This is a genomic window from Actinobacillus indolicus (genome assembly GCF_004519515.1).
Lineage (GTDB): Bacteria > Pseudomonadota > Gammaproteobacteria > Enterobacterales > Pasteurellaceae > Glaesserella > Glaesserella indolica_A.
Genome location: NZ_CP038145.1, coordinates 1,958,825 through 1,975,216 on the forward strand (window position 1 = coordinate 1,958,825; position 16,392 = coordinate 1,975,216).

The 16,392-nt window shown below is 34.5% G+C and carries 12 protein-coding genes and 1 pseudogene; 10 read left to right on the forward strand and 3 right to left on the reverse strand.

What is annotated here, in order from left to right; translation table 11 throughout:
* Positions 1–34: 34 nt before the first annotated feature.
* The gene (gene ispC / locus EXH44_RS09690; protein WP_162857303.1) at positions 35–1,225 is read right to left on the reverse strand and encodes a 1-deoxy-D-xylulose-5-phosphate reductoisomerase; all 1,191 of its coding nucleotides are present in this window, start codon (positions 1,223–1,225) and stop codon (positions 35–37) included.
* A gap of 23 nt (positions 1,226–1,248) precedes the next feature.
* Complete coding sequence (relA, locus tag EXH44_RS09695) at positions 1,249–3,456, reverse strand: GTP diphosphokinase (protein WP_162857304.1); 2,208 nt, start codon at positions 3,454–3,456, stop codon at positions 1,249–1,251.
* A gap of 267 nt (positions 3,457–3,723) precedes the next feature.
* Here relA and hemA point away from each other — a divergent pair, with 267 nt between their 5' ends.
* A complete protein-coding gene (hemA, locus tag EXH44_RS09700; RefSeq protein WP_162857305.1) occupies positions 3,724–5,031 on the forward strand; it encodes a glutamyl-tRNA reductase in 1,308 nt (435 codons plus the stop codon).
* 37 nt (positions 5,032–5,068) lie between these two features.
* Here the strand turns inward: hemA and prfB are convergent.
* Positions 5,069–6,167, reverse strand: a protein-coding gene (gene prfB, locus EXH44_RS09705) for a peptide chain release factor 2 (protein ID WP_162857306.1) whose coding sequence is annotated in 2 segments (ribosomal slippage) — positions 5,069–6,091 and positions 6,093–6,167 — 1,098 coding nt in all. Because the reading frame shifts where the segments join, the coding sequence is not laid out codon by codon here.
* Positions 6,168–6,314: 147 nt separating this feature from the next.
* Here prfB and EXH44_RS09710 point away from each other — a divergent pair.
* The 9 genes and pseudogenes from EXH44_RS09710 to EXH44_RS09750 all read left to right on the forward strand — a co-directional run.
* Entirely contained in the window at positions 6,315–7,277 is a 963-nt protein-coding gene (locus tag EXH44_RS09710) for a helix-turn-helix transcriptional regulator (RefSeq protein ID WP_162857307.1), read from the forward strand.
* Between the two features lie 127 nt (positions 7,278–7,404).
* Positions 7,405–9,573, forward strand: coding sequence for a DUF262 domain-containing protein (locus EXH44_RS09715; RefSeq protein ID WP_162857308.1), 2,169 nt, complete (start codon positions 7,405–7,407; stop codon positions 9,571–9,573).
* 5 nt (positions 9,574–9,578) lie between these two features.
* The gene (locus EXH44_RS09720) at positions 9,579–11,993 is read left to right on the forward strand and encodes a DUF262 domain-containing protein (protein ID WP_162857309.1); all 2,415 of its coding nucleotides are present in this window, start codon (positions 9,579–9,581) and stop codon (positions 11,991–11,993) included.
* A gap of 126 nt (positions 11,994–12,119) precedes the next feature.
* Positions 12,120–12,857, forward strand: coding sequence for an FtsZ/tubulin family protein (locus EXH44_RS09725; RefSeq protein ID WP_162857310.1), 738 nt, complete (start codon positions 12,120–12,122; stop codon positions 12,855–12,857).
* Between the two features lie 168 nt (positions 12,858–13,025).
* Positions 13,026–13,769, forward strand: coding sequence for a PP2C family protein-serine/threonine phosphatase (locus EXH44_RS09730; protein WP_162857311.1), 744 nt, complete (start codon positions 13,026–13,028; stop codon positions 13,767–13,769).
* Positions 13,770–13,779: 10 nt separating this feature from the next.
* Positions 13,780–14,499: a Sir2 family NAD+-dependent deacetylase gene (gene cobB, locus EXH44_RS09735; protein WP_162857312.1), complete on the forward strand. Its 720-nt coding sequence runs from the start codon at positions 13,780–13,782 to the stop codon at positions 14,497–14,499.
* A 178-nt stretch (positions 14,500–14,677) separates the two neighbouring features.
* Positions 14,678–14,998 carry a hypothetical protein gene (locus EXH44_RS09740; RefSeq protein ID WP_162857313.1) on the forward strand — a complete coding sequence of 107 codons (321 nt, stop codon included), beginning with the start codon at positions 14,678–14,680 and terminating at the stop codon, positions 14,996–14,998.
* Between the two features lie 44 nt (positions 14,999–15,042).
* Positions 15,043–15,858, forward strand: a complete 816-nt coding sequence (locus tag EXH44_RS09745) for an ion transporter (RefSeq protein ID WP_162857314.1) — start codon at positions 15,043–15,045, stop codon at positions 15,856–15,858.
* Positions 15,855–16,301: pseudogene (locus EXH44_RS09750) on the forward strand (5' nucleotidase, NT5C type); the annotation flags it as partial. The gene EXH44_RS09745 and the pseudogene EXH44_RS09750, both read left to right, overlap by 4 nt.
* Positions 16,302–16,392: the final 91 nt, after the last annotated feature.

The window sequence follows — 16,392 nt, forward strand, 5'->3', positions numbered from 1 at the left end:
ATTTTTAATTACAGGGATTTTTATCAACTAAAAATTAACATTGTAGAATTATCTGTTTTGCAACTTCTCTTGCTAATTTATCAATATGCAACACGTCTGCAATTTCTTTGACTTGAATTGGAGCGATGTTCTCAACCACTTGGCGATTGACTTCGACAATATCCGTAAAACGAATTTTCTCATTTAAAAAGGCATCTACGGCGACTTCATTGGCTGCGTTCATGGCTGTGGTCGCATATTGTCCTGCTGCGAAGGCATCTATCGCTAATTTTAAATTTGGGTAGCGAGCGAAATCCGGTTCAATAAAGGTCAGTTCTTTTAATTTAAAGAAATCCAAAGGCGCAACCCCTGCATTTATTCTACTTGGATATGCCATGGTATGTGCAATCGGTGTGCGCATATCAGGATTTCCCATTTGAGCAATAACACTACCGTCAATGTAGCGTACCATGGAATGAATGATAGATTGTGGATGAATAATGATCTCCATTTCATCGGCAGAAGCATTAAACAGCCAACGTGCTTCAATATATTCCAACCCTTTGTTCATCATTGTGGCTGAGTCCACCGAAATTTTCTTACCCATAGACCAATTTGGATGCGCGACAGCTTGAGCTGGGGTGATTTGACTAAATTCATTCAATGGTTTTGTACGGAAAGGTCCGCCTGAACCCGTGAGAATAATTTTACTTACCCCCAGTTCTGCAAGCGGACAGAAGCCCACTTTTTCTTGTGCTTCTGGCGGTAACGATTGGAATATCGCATTATGTTCACTATCAACAGGGAGCAACTTAGCCCCCGACTTGCGAGCTTCATCAATAAAAATTTGCCCACAAGTAACTAAAGATTCTTTATTTGCTAACAAGACTTTTTTGCCTGCTTGTACCGCTGAAAGTGTTGGTAATAAACCAGCTGCGCCTACGATTGCCGCCATAACCATATCCACTTCAGGATGTGATGATAATTCACAAATGGCTTTTTGCCCTGAAAGTACTTCAGTTTTTAAGCCTAAAGCGGTGAGATTTTCCTTTAATTTTGCAGCTGCCTGTTCATCATCCAATGCTACGAAACGTGGTTGATATTGTTGGCATTGTTCGGTAATTAATTCGACATTTTTTCCGCCCACTAAAGCGAAAACTTGGTACTGCTCAGGGGTATGATCAACCACAGAAAGGGTGCTTTTTCCGATAGATCCTGTTGAACCCAAAATGACTAATTTTTGCATAAATATCCTTGCTTAAATATGGCTTAATTTGATAAACGTTTTGCATCAATCACATCATCAATTTGTAGAATGCGTTTGAGTAGTTTATCTAATAATTCTACGTTATTCAGTTCAATTTGAATATCAATGGTCGCGATTCCACGTTTGGTATCGGTACGGCTCGAAACACCTAACACATTCACTTTCTCATTTGCCATGATACCACTGACATCACGCAATAAGCCATTACGGTCATTAGCAATCACGCGGATGGTTAAACTAAATCGACCAACGCTATAACTATCGCCCCATTCTGCTTCTACCACACGCTCAGGGCTACTACTTTGAAGATCAAAGAGCTGTTCACAATCGGCTCTATGTATTGAGATACCTCGCCCTTGAGTAATGTAGCCAACAATCTCATCACCTGGAATCGGCTGACAACAACGAGCAATATGGTGCATTAAGTTACCCACGCCTTCAACCACGACGAAACCGCTACGGCTTTTGTGCGGTTGTTGTGCTTTATTTGCCACCTGTTTTAAGATCGCTTCATCAGCTTGTTCGGCGGTAGTTTTAATGAGCTTACTTTGCAAATAATGCATTAATTGATGTAAGCGAATATCGCCACCACCAATACCTGCATAGAGATCATCCACTTGTTTTAGGTTATAACGGGGTAAAGCGAGATCTTCAATTTGCTTTTGGGTGAAATTGAATTTAGCCATCTCAGCTTCCAACATCTCTTTACCAAGTGGAATATTCTTCTCTCGGTCAAGTTTCTTAAACCATGCAACAATTTTCGATCTGGCTCTCGCTGTATTCACAAAGCCTTGGCTTGGAATGAGCCAGTCACGGCTTGGGTTTGGATTTTTCTGCGTGATAATTTCGACCTGATCACCCATTTGTAAAATATAGGTGAACGGCACAATACGCCCAGCCACTTTTGCGCCGATACAACGGTGTCCTACTTCACTATGAATCGAATAGGCAAAATCGAGGGGCGTTGCATTTTTCGGTAAATCAACCACTTCGCCTTTTGGCGTAAAGACATAGACCCGATCATCGAAAATTTGGGAACGCATTTCAGCCACAACATCGCCCGAATCCGCAATATCTTTTTGCCAATCGAGTAACTTACGTAACCAGACAATTTTTTCTTCGTAGCCAGAGCGTCCTGCAGCTGCGCCTTCTTTATATTTCCAATGTGCAGCTACCCCAAGTTCTGCATCATCGTGCATTTTTTGCGTGCGAATTTGGACTTCGATGGTTTTATCCCCTTCACCTAACACTACCGTATGAATCGACTGGTAGCCATTCGGTTTGGGATTGGCAATATAGTCATCAAAATGCTCAGGCAAATGTTTGTAATGGGTATGCACAATGCCTAGTGCGGTGTAGCAATCTTGAAGTTTTGGCACGATAACCCGAACTGCTCGTACATCAAATAACTGTTTGAATGTGAGATGCTTTTTCTGCATCTTCTTCCAAATGCTATAAATATGTTTCGGGCGACCATAAACTTGAACATCTTCGATTTCTTCTTTGATACAAGCGGTCAGATCATCCACAAAATTTGCAATATATTTTTCACGATCTAAACGGCGTTCAGCAAGATCGTACTTGGCAATTTGGCGATATTCCTGAGGGTGTAATGCTCTAAAACAGTAATCTTCTAGCTCCCATTTTAATTGCCCAATCCCTAAACGGTTAGCTAATGGGGCATAAATGTGAGAGCACTCTTTAGCCGCGAGAACTAAATCTTCTTCGCTTAAACGTTCTGTATCACGTAAATAGACAATTCGCTCGGCAAGTTTAATTACAACACAGCGGAAATCATCGACCATCGCGAGCAACATACGACGAATATTGTCAATTTGAAGATCGGAAGCGTGGCTGGCGTTTAATTGGCGGACGTTATCCATTTCCAATACGCCTTTGACTAAGTTTTTGACATCATTACCGAAATGCTCTTTGACTTGTACAAGATCGATAATATTTTGTTTGACGAGTGGAAAGAGTAACGCTGCAACAAGGCTATCATCATCCATATTCAAGCCGTGTAAGATTTCGACCATTTCAATGCCAAACCACAGGAGATGATTCTGCTCAATATCAATTTTTTCTTGAGCATAGCGCCAAGCCATTAATAGCTGATCGAAGGTTATGGGTGACATTTGTAACCCTGCACTCCAACTAGCCAGCTCGAAAGTATTTAGATCGAGTTGGTGTGAATGGCGAATCGCAACCATAAGTCCTCCATAACGCTTTAATTGAAAGGATTCTTGACAGATTTTGACAATCTTAAAAATATGTAAAGCATTATAGCGGAATTCACTCCAAAATCTTGGATATTTTTTGAATTTGCAAAAATTTACAGAAATCAGACCGCTTGTATGGATAAAATACGTTGTTATAAATCAAACCTATTAAGACAATTATTTGCACCAACTGCATGGATTGATTAAAATGCTCCGTCTTTTCGGGTGGTTTCCACCTTTTTTATTCTGTGGGTAACAATGACAATTTTAGCATTAGGCATCAATCATAAAACAGCATCTGTGGGTTTAAGAGAGAAAGTGGCGTTTGTGGAAGATAAACGTCAGCGTGCTTTCGAACAAATTCAAGAACAGAGCCTAGCTGAAAGTGTTGTTATTCTCTCGACGTGTAACCGAACAGAACTCTATTTTCACCAGCCTGATGTACCGCCACAAGAAGATCATCCAGATAATATTGCTTGGCGTGAGCAGTGTTTTAATTGGTTTGCAGAGATTCATCAGTTAGACAAAGATGAATTAAGCAAAGCCTACTATTTCAAGCAAAATCTTGAAGCGGCTCGCCATTTAATGAGTGTAGCTAGTGGCTTAGATTCCTTAATTTTGGGTGAACCGCAAATTTTAGGACAAGTAAAACAAGCTTACCAAGACAGCGAGACCTTTTATCATGCTCATGGTGGTGCAGTTTCGACCAATCTTTCCCGTCTATTTCAAAAAACCTTTGCCACGGCAAAGCGAGTACGTTCTGAAACCGAGATCGGCAGTAGCGCTGTATCTGTGGCGTATGCAGCTTGCGGTTTAGCTCGCCAAATTTTTGATGATTTCAAAAAGTTACGTTTTTTACTTGTAGGCGCAGGGGAAACGATTGAATTAGTTGCCCGTTATTTAATTCAGCACGGCGCAAAAAATATCATGATTGCTAACCGTACCCATATTCGTGCGGAGATGTTGGCGGAAAAATTAGATACCCCAATGCAGATTTTATCCTTGAGTGCGTTGCAAATAGGCTTAAATCAAGCCGATGTGGTGATTAGCTCAACGGGTAGCCCTGATGTATTGATTACCAAAGAGATGGTGGCTCAAGCACAGAAAGCACGCCGTTTTGACCCGATGTTATTAATTGATATTGCCGTACCACGTGATATTGATGAAAAAGCAGGGGAGTTGGATAGTGTTTATGCTTATAGTGTAGATGATTTGCAAAATATTATTCAGCAAAACTTAGCACAACGAGAGCAAGCCGCAGAGCAAGCAAAAGAGATTGTTGCAGAAGAAGCGAAAGATTTCTTTGCATGGCTTAAACAGCAACAATCCACAAATCTCATTAAGCATTACCGTCAAAATGCAGAAGAAATTCGTTTAGATCTACTTGAAAAAGCCTTGAATGCATTACAACAGGGGCAAGAGAGTGAAAAAGTCTTAAATGAATTGAGCTACAAACTCACTAACCAACTATTACACGTGCCAACCCAAGCTTTACAAGCGATGGCAAAAACAGGTAACTCAAAAGGATTACAGAGTTTTTCACAAGCGTTGAAACTTGAAGAATAGAAAAAGGGGAGTTCCTTATCGGACTCCCCCTGAATTGTTATAGCCCTGCCTTTAAACTGGCTTCAATAAACTTGTCTAAATCGCCATCTAATACGGCCTGAGTATTACGATTTTCAACGCCTGTACGTAAGTCTTTAATACGAGAATCATCAAGCACATAAGAGCGAATCTGACTGCCCCAACCGATATCGGATTTACTCTCTTCCATCGCTTGTTTTTCAGCATTTTTCTTCATCATCTCCATTTCATAGAGCTTCGCTTTAAGCTGTTTCATCGCTTGATCTTTATTTTGATGTTGTGAACGCCCGTTTTGACACTGCACCACAATACCCGATGGCATGTGAGTAATACGTACTGCTGATTCAGTTTTATTGACGTGCTGACCACCTGCACCCGATGCACGATACACATCAATACGCAAATCCGCAGGATTAATTTCAATGTCAAAATCATCATCCACTTCAGGATAGACAAATGCAGCCGCAAAAGAAGTATGACGACGATTATTTGAGTCAAACGGACTTTTACGCACTAGACGGTGAATCCCCGTTTCTGTACGCAACCAACCGAACGCATATTCGCCTGACACACGAATCGTCGCTGACTTTAAGCCAGCAACATCGCCATCGGACACTTCGATCAACTCGGTTTTAAAACCTTTACTTTCTGCCCAACGTAAATACATACGCAGTAGCATTTCCGTCCAGTCTTGCGCTTCCGTACCGCCTGAGCCTGCTTGTAAATCCACATAGCAATCTGCTGAATCGTGCTGACCGCTAAACATACGGCGAAACTCTAATAAGGCTAATTTTTCTTCTAGTTGGTTCGCTTCTTGTTGAGCTTCGTTAAAGGTTTCTTCATCTTCCGCTTCAACGGCAAGTTCAATTAAGCCTTCGACATCTTCAATGCCTTGATCAAGTGCTTTAATTGTATTCACAATGGTTTCAAGAGCAACACGCTCTTTGCCTAATGCTTGGGCTTTTTCAGCATTATTCCAGACATCAGGCTGTTCTAATTCAGCATTGACTTCTTCTAAGCGTTCGACTTTCAGATCGAAGTCAAAGATACCCCCGAAGTGTGTTGGTTCGTTCTGCTAAATCAGCTAATTGGGTTCTAATCGGATTGAGTTCAAACATAATTATTCCTTTCTCTTCTATTTTTAAAGCGGGGCATTATAGCGGAATATGCAAAGAAGATAAAACAAGCGGTCACTTTGCATAAATTTTTTACAAAATACCCGCTTGTTAGGCTTATAATCATCAAAAAAATATTAGGAGTCCATTATGTCCAAACGCCCATCCGGAATTGATTCTGCGCTCTTTTTATTAGAGATTTTACGTCGTATCCCCAGAAAGCCTTATCGTTTAACTACGTCTGAGATATTCGATAGTATGAAAAAGGCAGGTTTTGAAAAAGATAAGCGAAGTGTTCAGCGTGCGTTAAAAACCTTAAGCGAACATTTTGACGATTTGGAATGTGATGATCGTGACAATGAATATGCGTATTGTTGGCTTGAACGATCGGAAGGGATTTCTGTGTCGATGTTAAACGAACAACAAGCGTTAATCTTAAAATTAGCGGAACAGCAACTTAAATATCTGCTACCTGCCAATATTATGTCGTCCATGGAACCCTTTTTTAAACAGGCGGAAAAAATTGTTGGAGCAGGGACGAGCAACCCTGAACATCAGTGGTTCGGGAAAATTTGTAGCGTACCAACCAGCCAGCCACTCATCCCAGCTAAAGTGAAAGAAGATGTGTTTACCGCCGTCAGTACCGCACTTTTCCAAAATAAGTTACTGCATATTGAATACCAAAACCAACATGGTAAAAAACATAAGGCACAAATTATGCCTTTGGCTATTGCACAACAAGGGGCAAGCACCTATTTAGTCGCTCGTTATGATGGGTTTGATGACAACCGTTTACTAGCCTTACATCGTATTAAAAAGGCGGAACTCTCAACCTTTAGCTTTGAACGCCCAAAAGATTTCAACTTAAAACAGTACCAAGATGAAGGGCATTTAGGTTTTGGGAGTGGTGGGAAAGTGAAACTGACATTTTCTATTGCTCGCTGGGCGGGCTTTCATTTGACTGAAACGCCACTCTCAAAAGATCAAATTACACTCGAAGAAAGCGAAGGACATTACCGTTTTCAAGCGACCGTTGCCGATACCGATATGTTGGAATGGTGGATAAGACGTTTTGGCGAAGAGATTTGGGATATTGAGAAAGAGAGTGTTTAGTGCGACATATCTTGTCGTATCAGAACATATAATCAATTTATAAATACCTTAATAGTTGGATTAAAGGGTAGAATGTGCCTTTGCCAATAAATTCTAGTAGGGATTAGATAAATAATAAGGAGCTATTATGCAACCTACACTTATGAAAGAGCATGATTTATATGAAACTATTCAACTATTGGAATCTATGGATAAATTGGAGTTTCATTTAATAGATAATTCATTAGAGTCTCTAGAAGCATTAGTAAATAAAAATTCAGACTTAAATTATGTTATTAAAAATGATATAGGTAAAATTATTGGAGCAATTTTATGTGGATTTGACGGGCAAATAGTAACAATTTATAGCCTTGTAGTAAACAGTAGCGATTCTAATCAAGAGAAGGATATAAAGAAGTTATTAGTCAATAAATTGGAAAAAACAATTTATGATCAAAAAATCAAAAATGGTAAGTTTCTTACATTTAGTAAAGATGAGGAAGACCATGAGTTTTGGACAGAGATGAGTTTCTCATATAATGAAAAATTCAAATATTTTTTTAAGAATATAGGTTTGCAACCTAGAATTTGTACAAGATCGATTGAAAGTTTCTTGAATGACTCAAAAAAATACTTTATTCCTAGTTATCAACGTGGTTATCGTTGGACAGAAATTGAAGTTAGAGATTTATTAAGTGATATTATGGAATTTTCAGAAAGAAGAAAAAATGAAAATGAGTGGTATTGTTTACAGCCCCTAATTGTTAAAGAAATAAAAGAAGGGGATAAATTTGAGCATTGGGAAATTATTGATGGGCAACAGAGATTAACAACTATTTTTTTGATTTTAAAGTATTTAGGATGTAAAAGTAAATTTACTTTATCTTATGAAACTAGAAAGAAAAGCCAAGAATTTCTAGAAAAAGTCACATTAAAACAAGAAGAGAATAAAATTACAAACATCGATTTTGAACATATATATGGAGCCTATAAAAAAATTGATGAGTGGTTTAAACAGCAAGATGAAAATAGAAAAGAACAATTTAAAAAAATTTTTATAACACAAACTAAGGTTATTTGGTATTGCATTGATGATAGTGAAAATGCTATTGATGTATTTACTCGTATTAATAGCGGGAAAATTCCACTAACAAATGCTGAATTGATTAAAGGGTTATTTTTAAATAGCTCAAATTTTAAAACTGAAGATCTTGAAAAAATTAACTTAATTCAACTTGGAATAGCTAATGAATGGGATAATATTGAATATGCACTACACGATGAAAGTTTATGGTGGTTTATCAATAAAAGTAGAAATGATCTAGCTACTCGAATTGAATTTATTTTTAAGTTGTTTGTGGAATTAAATAATAAAAATGTTAATTTAGATGATCATTATGCCATTTTTAGATATTTCTATGAAGAATTTAAAAAGGGAAGCGATATAAAAGAGATTTGGTTAAAAATTAAAAATATATTTCAAACATTTGAAGAATGGTATCAGGATAAGAAACTATATCATAAAATTGGTTATTTAATTACTTTTGGTAAACGTATAAAAGAGATTATTAGATTAAAAGAAGGAAGAAATAAAGAAGAATTTTTGAAAGAAATAGATGATGAAATTAGAGATATTTTACATATAAAAGAACAAGGGAATAATAATCTTATTGCTCTGAATAAGGAAAGGTTGGAGGATTTGTTCTATGAAGATAATAGTGTAAAAAGAGAATTGTTACGAAAAATACTACTTTTACATAATATTCAAACTATTTTAGCAAATGATAATGAATTATCCCGTTTTCCTTTTGAAAAATATAAGAAAGAAAATTGGGATATTGAACATATTCACGCGAAATCAACTAGTATAATTGATATAGAAACCCAAAGTAATTGGATTAGAGATAATTTTATTGGAAAAGAGGGAGGCGATGAGTTTATTCATCGTTTAGAAAACAAAGAAAGTTTTGAAACCATCTCTAATGAAATTTTATTGAGTCAATATAGAGATTATGATCTTATAGATATAGATAATATTGCTAACCTATGCTTATTAAGTGATACAATTAATAGATCCATTAAAAATAATGGATTTAAGATGAAAAGAAAAGATATTATAGAGTCTGAGAAACAAGGTATGTTTATCCCTATCTGTACTCGAAATGTATTTTTAAAATATTATACTGAAAATGTTCATGATTTAGAATTCTGGATAGTGGAAGACCGCTCTGATTATCGACAGGATATTATTGATAAGCTAAGTGGTAAAGCTGGAAAGAGTGATAAAGGTTCTAAGATTACTAACTATTTAGAGTAGATGCTATGCAAAAAAATACATTATTAAATTTACTTGAATGTTATCATATTCAGATTCCGATTATACAACGAGATTATGCACAAGGAAGAAAAGGTGAATCTAATATTAGACATAAGTTTATTTCAGATTTATATGATACTATTCAAAAAGGAAAATATATTAACCTAGACTTTATTTATGGTTCTGTAAATGGTAATAAGCTTTATTTACTCGATGGTCAGCAACGTATCACTACATTATTTTTATTGCATTGGTATATTGCGATAGGAGAAAAAATTTCACCTGAAAAATATAAAAATACTTTATCTAAATTTAGCTATGAAACTAGATCAAGCTCAAGAGAGTTCTGCCATGCTCTTATTACTAAAGAATTTAGTTTCCAAGATGAAACTAAAAAACTATCGGAGCAAATTATAAATTGCTCCTGGTTTTTCATGGCCTGGAAAAAAGATCCCACTGTTCAATCTATGCTAACAGTTCTTGACACTATTCAAGATATATTCAAAGTTACGCATGATTGTTGGGATAAACTTAATAACATTACATTCCACTTTCTTAAGTTAGAAGATTTTGGTTTATCTGATGATTTATATCTTAAGATGAATTCTCGAGGTCGACCATTAACTGAATTTGAAAACTTTAAGGCTAATTTAATTCAGAAAATAAAAGATATCAACGAAAGCAAAATAGAAAATGAACCATTGAATATGAATTTTGATGGTGAATGGACAGATCTATTTTGGGAATTATCTAAGCAAGAAAAATTATTATCTTTCGATGAGAGATATTTAAACTTTTTAAGAGCAATGGCTATTCCTCAATATACAGAGAAAAATATAGAGTTAGATAATGAAAATATTATAAAAAACATATCATTATTAAGCAATGCAAATAATAAAAGAAAGCAATGCGATGAAAAATTTTCATTTAAAAAATATGATGAGTTGAATTGTTTTGATTATTCGTATTTTAAGAATATAAAACGTGTTCTAGACAATAAATTTAATGATAAAAAGGAAAACATTGATAAAAAGGAAGACATTGTTTTGGATTACTTTAATAGAACATTATTCAACCAAATGACTAATGGTTCATCAATAGGCTTTGCAGATTTAATTGGAATTTATGCTTATTTCTATAATGATACAATGAATAATCCTGTTTTAGTGAGAGTTATTCGAAATTTGGTGGAAGCATATAGACCATACCAAGAAGCTCGTACTTATTTCAATTCAATTAAAGATATGAAAAAATTGCATAAATCCTTAACAGGAAAAGATGAGATAGAATCGTTAGATATATTAAGTAAATGGGATTTTGATAAAAATAAAATTAATGTTGGTTATCTAGAAAAACAGCTTAAAGAAGAAAAAATTAAAGCTGAACTTATGAAAACAAGTAATGATTGGAAAGAGAAAATTTTAGCTATAGAGAATCATTGTTATTTAAAAGGTAAAATTCAATTTTTACTTGATTGGAGTAAAGATAAAGAAGAAAATTATGATTTTTATGAATTTGAAAAATATTCTAAAATATTTAATATACTATTCAACGAACATGAAGAAAAGAATAAGTTTGCAGGAAATAATAATGCTTTTTTATTTGAAAGATCTTTGTTGACCTTTGGTGATTATCTTTTAAAGACATCTAATTATTATAGTTTTTTAATTGATAAAGATCGTGATATTAGCTGGAAGTCATTGCTTGAAAAAGAATCTGAGCATCAAAGTAAAAAAATACTAAAAATGTTGATTGATGACTTACTTAAAGATAATGGTTTGTTTGATGAATATTCTATAAAGAAAAAGTTAATATCAAAATGTAATGATTTTATTAGTGAGAAAAATAATGAGAAAGATTGGAGATATAACTTTATTAAATACCCTTCTGTTTTTAAACATATTAATAAAGAAAAGCATTTAATCCATTATGTCAGAGATAAGGATGATAGAAATATTTATATTATGTCTGCTTCCACATTGTCTGGTTATGTAGCAAATTATTACTTACTTCCATTTGAGGATGCCATTGATAAGAAAAAATTCGAACTTTTTGATAGTTATAACTATCCAGATATTAATGTAATCTTTAATGAAAAAACACCAAATGTAATTTATACAAAAAATTGGATTAAAGGCATTAGTAAATATAAATCAACTTGTATCATTATAAGAAATGGCGATATTTATTATGTAATTACTACAAACATAAATTCCCAAAAAGAAAAATATAATCTTAGCAAATTAAGACAAGATGAAATTGTTGCTCTGTTAAAGGATGATTCAGAAAATTTTGAAGGGCTATTTAAAAAAGCTGAGTCTTTATTATCAGTATCATCACTAAAAAAATTAATTGCTAGTTTGAAAGAAGAATATCAAATTGATATTGAGGAAAAAGGAAGTAATTGTCCCTGTAACTAAACTATTTATTTAAATTAAAGGGAATAGAGAAACGATAAGTTGCTACAGACTAAAGTTATTTTCAAATGACACATATTGTCGCATCTATCGCTATATTCAAGTGCTCCAATCAACTATGCGTTCTATATGGCTAAAAAAATTCAATTTATCGGCATTGGCTCGCAAGGCAATGCTTTTGTAAAAAATCAAGAAAATTTACCGTTTGTTACATCGTTTCATTATATTGAACAATTTACTGAAGTTATAGATATGGATATCGATGCATTCACATTTCTTTTTGTGGAGAATAATGAGATAGATTTACTGAAGTGTTATCAATTTGTAACATCATTTAAACCTGATTTTTTAGCTGTTATTGTATTACCTGTAGAAGAAATCAATTTGTACTGTAATGAATGCCGTAAATTGTTACTTGATTTAGAAGAACACATATCTCTCCTTATTGCGTTAAATAAGCCATTACAAGTGGAGTGTATGTTACTTAAAGAAACGGATTTATTTGATGCTATTACAGTAATAATAGATTTGATTTCAGGGAATCAAGTAATAAATATAGATATAGTAGACATAAAAAATATTTCTTATGGTTCAAAAAAAATGGAATTTTCCTCTTTTGAACTAGATCGAAGAGAAAAGTTGATTACTATTGATAATATAAGAGCTAATTTATTAAAAAAGCAAGAGAAAATAAAAGCCATCATTGTCTCACTTACATCGGATATAAATCTTACTCTTGATGAGTTTTCTATTATTGCGGAATTGATATCATCTCTTGTTTCTGACGCAACTATAGTGCTAATTGGTTTAAAGATAGAAAGTGGGTTAGGCAATGTTATTAAAATTTCTATGGCTACAGCATATTAAATTTTTGCAAGCGGTCGGATTTTGTAGATTTTTTGCAAAACCCAACTTTCTTCGATACATCTTGTCGTACTAAATTATATCATTCCTTTGAAAAAACTTCCTAACTCGACTTTTAACTTTCATCTAAAACCTGTTTTCATTAGGAAGAAAAAATAAAATGGAGTTCATATGACATTCACTATCACATTTTGCCAACAAGTTGGCAAAGGCAAATTAAAAAATCAAGATGCGTTATTTAACAGTAATTCAGTGTTTCAATATCAATTAAAGAAAGCAGAAACCATAGAGTTGAGTGCTGAAAAAATTATATTAGGTGTGGCAGACGGCGTATCAAGTTCCCCAAAATCTCATTATGCAAGCCGATTTATGATGGATCAATTAGCACAATGTCAGCATTTTAGTTCTGCGTGGCTACGTCAAACGCAGCAAGCATTAAGTGAGACTTTAGCAAATCGTTACTTAGGTTCTGCAACTACCTTTGTGGCTTGCGAAGTAAATCAAAATGGCAAATGCAAAATAATCAATGTGGGTGATAGTCGAGCCTATAAAATTACGGTTCAAGGCGAGTGGCAACAGCTGAGCGTTGATCATACCATTTTGAATGAAATGCAACAGCAAGGGTTGGCAGATACGCAAACAGCGTATTCGGGGCTGTACAACGGCTTGTCGGATTGTTTGGTGGCGGATGAGAATGAAACAGAATTTAGGATTGCAGTGACTGAAACAGAGCTTGTTCAAGGCGAAGCGATTTTGCTCTGTTCCGATGGCTTAAGCCATTATCTTCATTCCGACTTACTTAAGAAAATTTGGCAACAGTTTTCGAACAATCGAGAGCGATTGACCATTTGCAGAAAAATGGTAAAAAAGCACCGCTATTACGATGATTTTTCAGCCATTATTTGTCAATTTTAACGGAGAAACTATGAATTTACCTAAAGTCGTTATATTAACCGGTGCAGGCATTTCTGCCGAATCGGGCATCCGCACTTTTCGTGCGTCAGATGGATTATGGGAAGATCATCACATTGATGATGTGGCAACGCCCGAAGGATTTCAGCGTAATCCTGCGTTAGTTCAACGTTTTTATAATGAACGCCGTCGCCAACTGGCAAATCCGGATATTCAGCCGAATACGGCACATTTAGCCTTAGCAAAATTGGAGCAGATATTAGGCGATAACCTACTGATTGTGACGCAAAATGTAGATAACTTGCACGAACGTGCAGGATCTAAGAATGTGATCCATATGCACGGCGAATTGCTTCAAGTGCGGTGCGTTAAATCGGGCAAGGTCTATGAATGGCACAAAGATGTCACAGAAAATGATCGCTGTACTTGCTGTGAACCGCCAAATGTTTTACGCCCTAACATCGTTTGGTTTGGTGAAATTCCTTTTGAAATGAAACAAATTCAGACCGCACTTCAACAATGTGATTATTTTGTTGCGATTGGTACATCGGGCAATGTTTATCCTGCGGCAGGATTTGTTCAGGAAACACAACCTTACCGTTGCAAAACGATTGAGATCAACTTAGAGCCAAGCAAAGTTAAATCGCATTTTGATGAAGTACGAATTGGCAAAGCCGGAACACTTGTGCCTGAATGGGTAGATGAATTACTTACAGAGATTTCAAATTCATAGTAATAATATAACAAGCGGTAAGATTTTGAGAAAATTTTGCAATTTATCAAAATAATCATCGAATTTTTGTATAAAATTTACACTTGAGAATATAAAGTTATTCTCCATTATCCGCTTTTAGTTTTTTATGTCGTTATGAAAATAAAAGCATGTTATTAACTAGGATAGGATATTTCATATGAAAAAAATTTCATTACCTAAAGATTGGGTTTGTGATGGTTCAACGCTAAAACCGAAAATTGGTGCAACATTATCTAATACTTGGATATATGAGCGAGGCGAACTTAAGCCTAAAATGAATGCTACGCTTTCAAAAACTTGGTTGTTTGATGGACAAACATTAAAACCTAAGATGAATGCTTCTTTATCGAATACTTGGATTTTAGATAATAAAGGTATTTTAAAGCCTAAAATGAATGCCTCTCAATCGAATAGTTATGATACTAATGGTAACTCTATTTTAATTGTATGGGCTGAAGTAGTTTTAAAACTTTGGTAATTTAAGAGCCTCTTGAATAAGAGGCTTAATTTTGAGGTTTTATTATGTCTTTTTTTAGAATCAAAGTTGCTAAATTTATAAAAAGTCATTATTTTTATAACTTTATTCTTACTATTATAGTCCTAAATGCGATTATTATCGGATTACAAACAAATACTAAAATAAATGAAGGGTTTAGTGATTTTCTTGAGTTCTTGAATCATGCTTTTCTTATTATCTTTTTAATTGAGTTTTCATTAAGAATATATGTATATAGAGCACATTTTTTTCATCGTAAATGGGATGTGTTTGATCTTTTTGTTGTATTAATTTCTATTGTTCCTGAAACATCTGTCGTTTCTGTCTTTCGCTTTTTGAGGGTGACAAGAATATTAAGGCTGGTATCTATTATTCCTAAGATACAATTTATAACGCAAGTTTTATTGAGGACATTATCATCTATTATTAGTATTGGTGTATTGTTAATGGTTGTTTACTATATTTATGCAGTCATTTCAACAACATTATATGGTCAGGATTTTCCTCAATGGTTTGGAAATATAGGAGAAAGCTACTATACATTATTCCAAATTATGACTTTTGAAAGTTGGTCTATGGGCATTGTTCGTCCAGTAATGGAAAAACATCCTTATGCCTGGATTGTTTTTGTCAGTTTTCTCGTTATTGCAACTTATATTGTATTAAATATTGTTATCGGAATTATTGTTGATTGTATTGGAGAAATTAAAGATAGCAATAAGGATTTAACTTGTGAAAAAAGTGAGTTGTTACAGGATGAAATTTTGAATAAAATTAATGGGTTAGAAAAAGAAATTAAAAATTTACAGAATATTATAGTAAATATGGAGAGAAATAAATGAAAAAAATTGTTTATATTGATATGGATAATGTCATTGTTGATTTTCCAACAGGCATTGCCAAATTAGATGAAAAAACACGTCAGCAATATGTGGGAAATTATGATGAAGTAGAAGGTATTTTCGGTTTAATGGAACCTATGCCTAAAGCGATTGAAGCCGTTCATCAATTAGCAGAAAAATATGATATTTATGTGTTATCTACATCACCGTGGCATAACCCATCAGCTTGGATAGATAAAATAAAATGGATTCATCGTTATTTTGGTGAAGATAAAAACTCCGTGCTATATAAACGAGTGATCCTTTCTCATCATAAAAATCTAAATCAAGGCGATTATTTAATTGATGATCGTACGGCAAATGGTGCGGATAAATTTAAAGGTGAGCATATTCATTTTGGTACAGAAAAATTTCCTGATTGGGAGAGTGTGCTGAAATATTTGTTATAGGTTTAATTCTTATCTATAACTTACTACGACACATCCTGTCGCACCCCTCCATATAATGACTTCCGTAAGATAAATACGAGGTGAT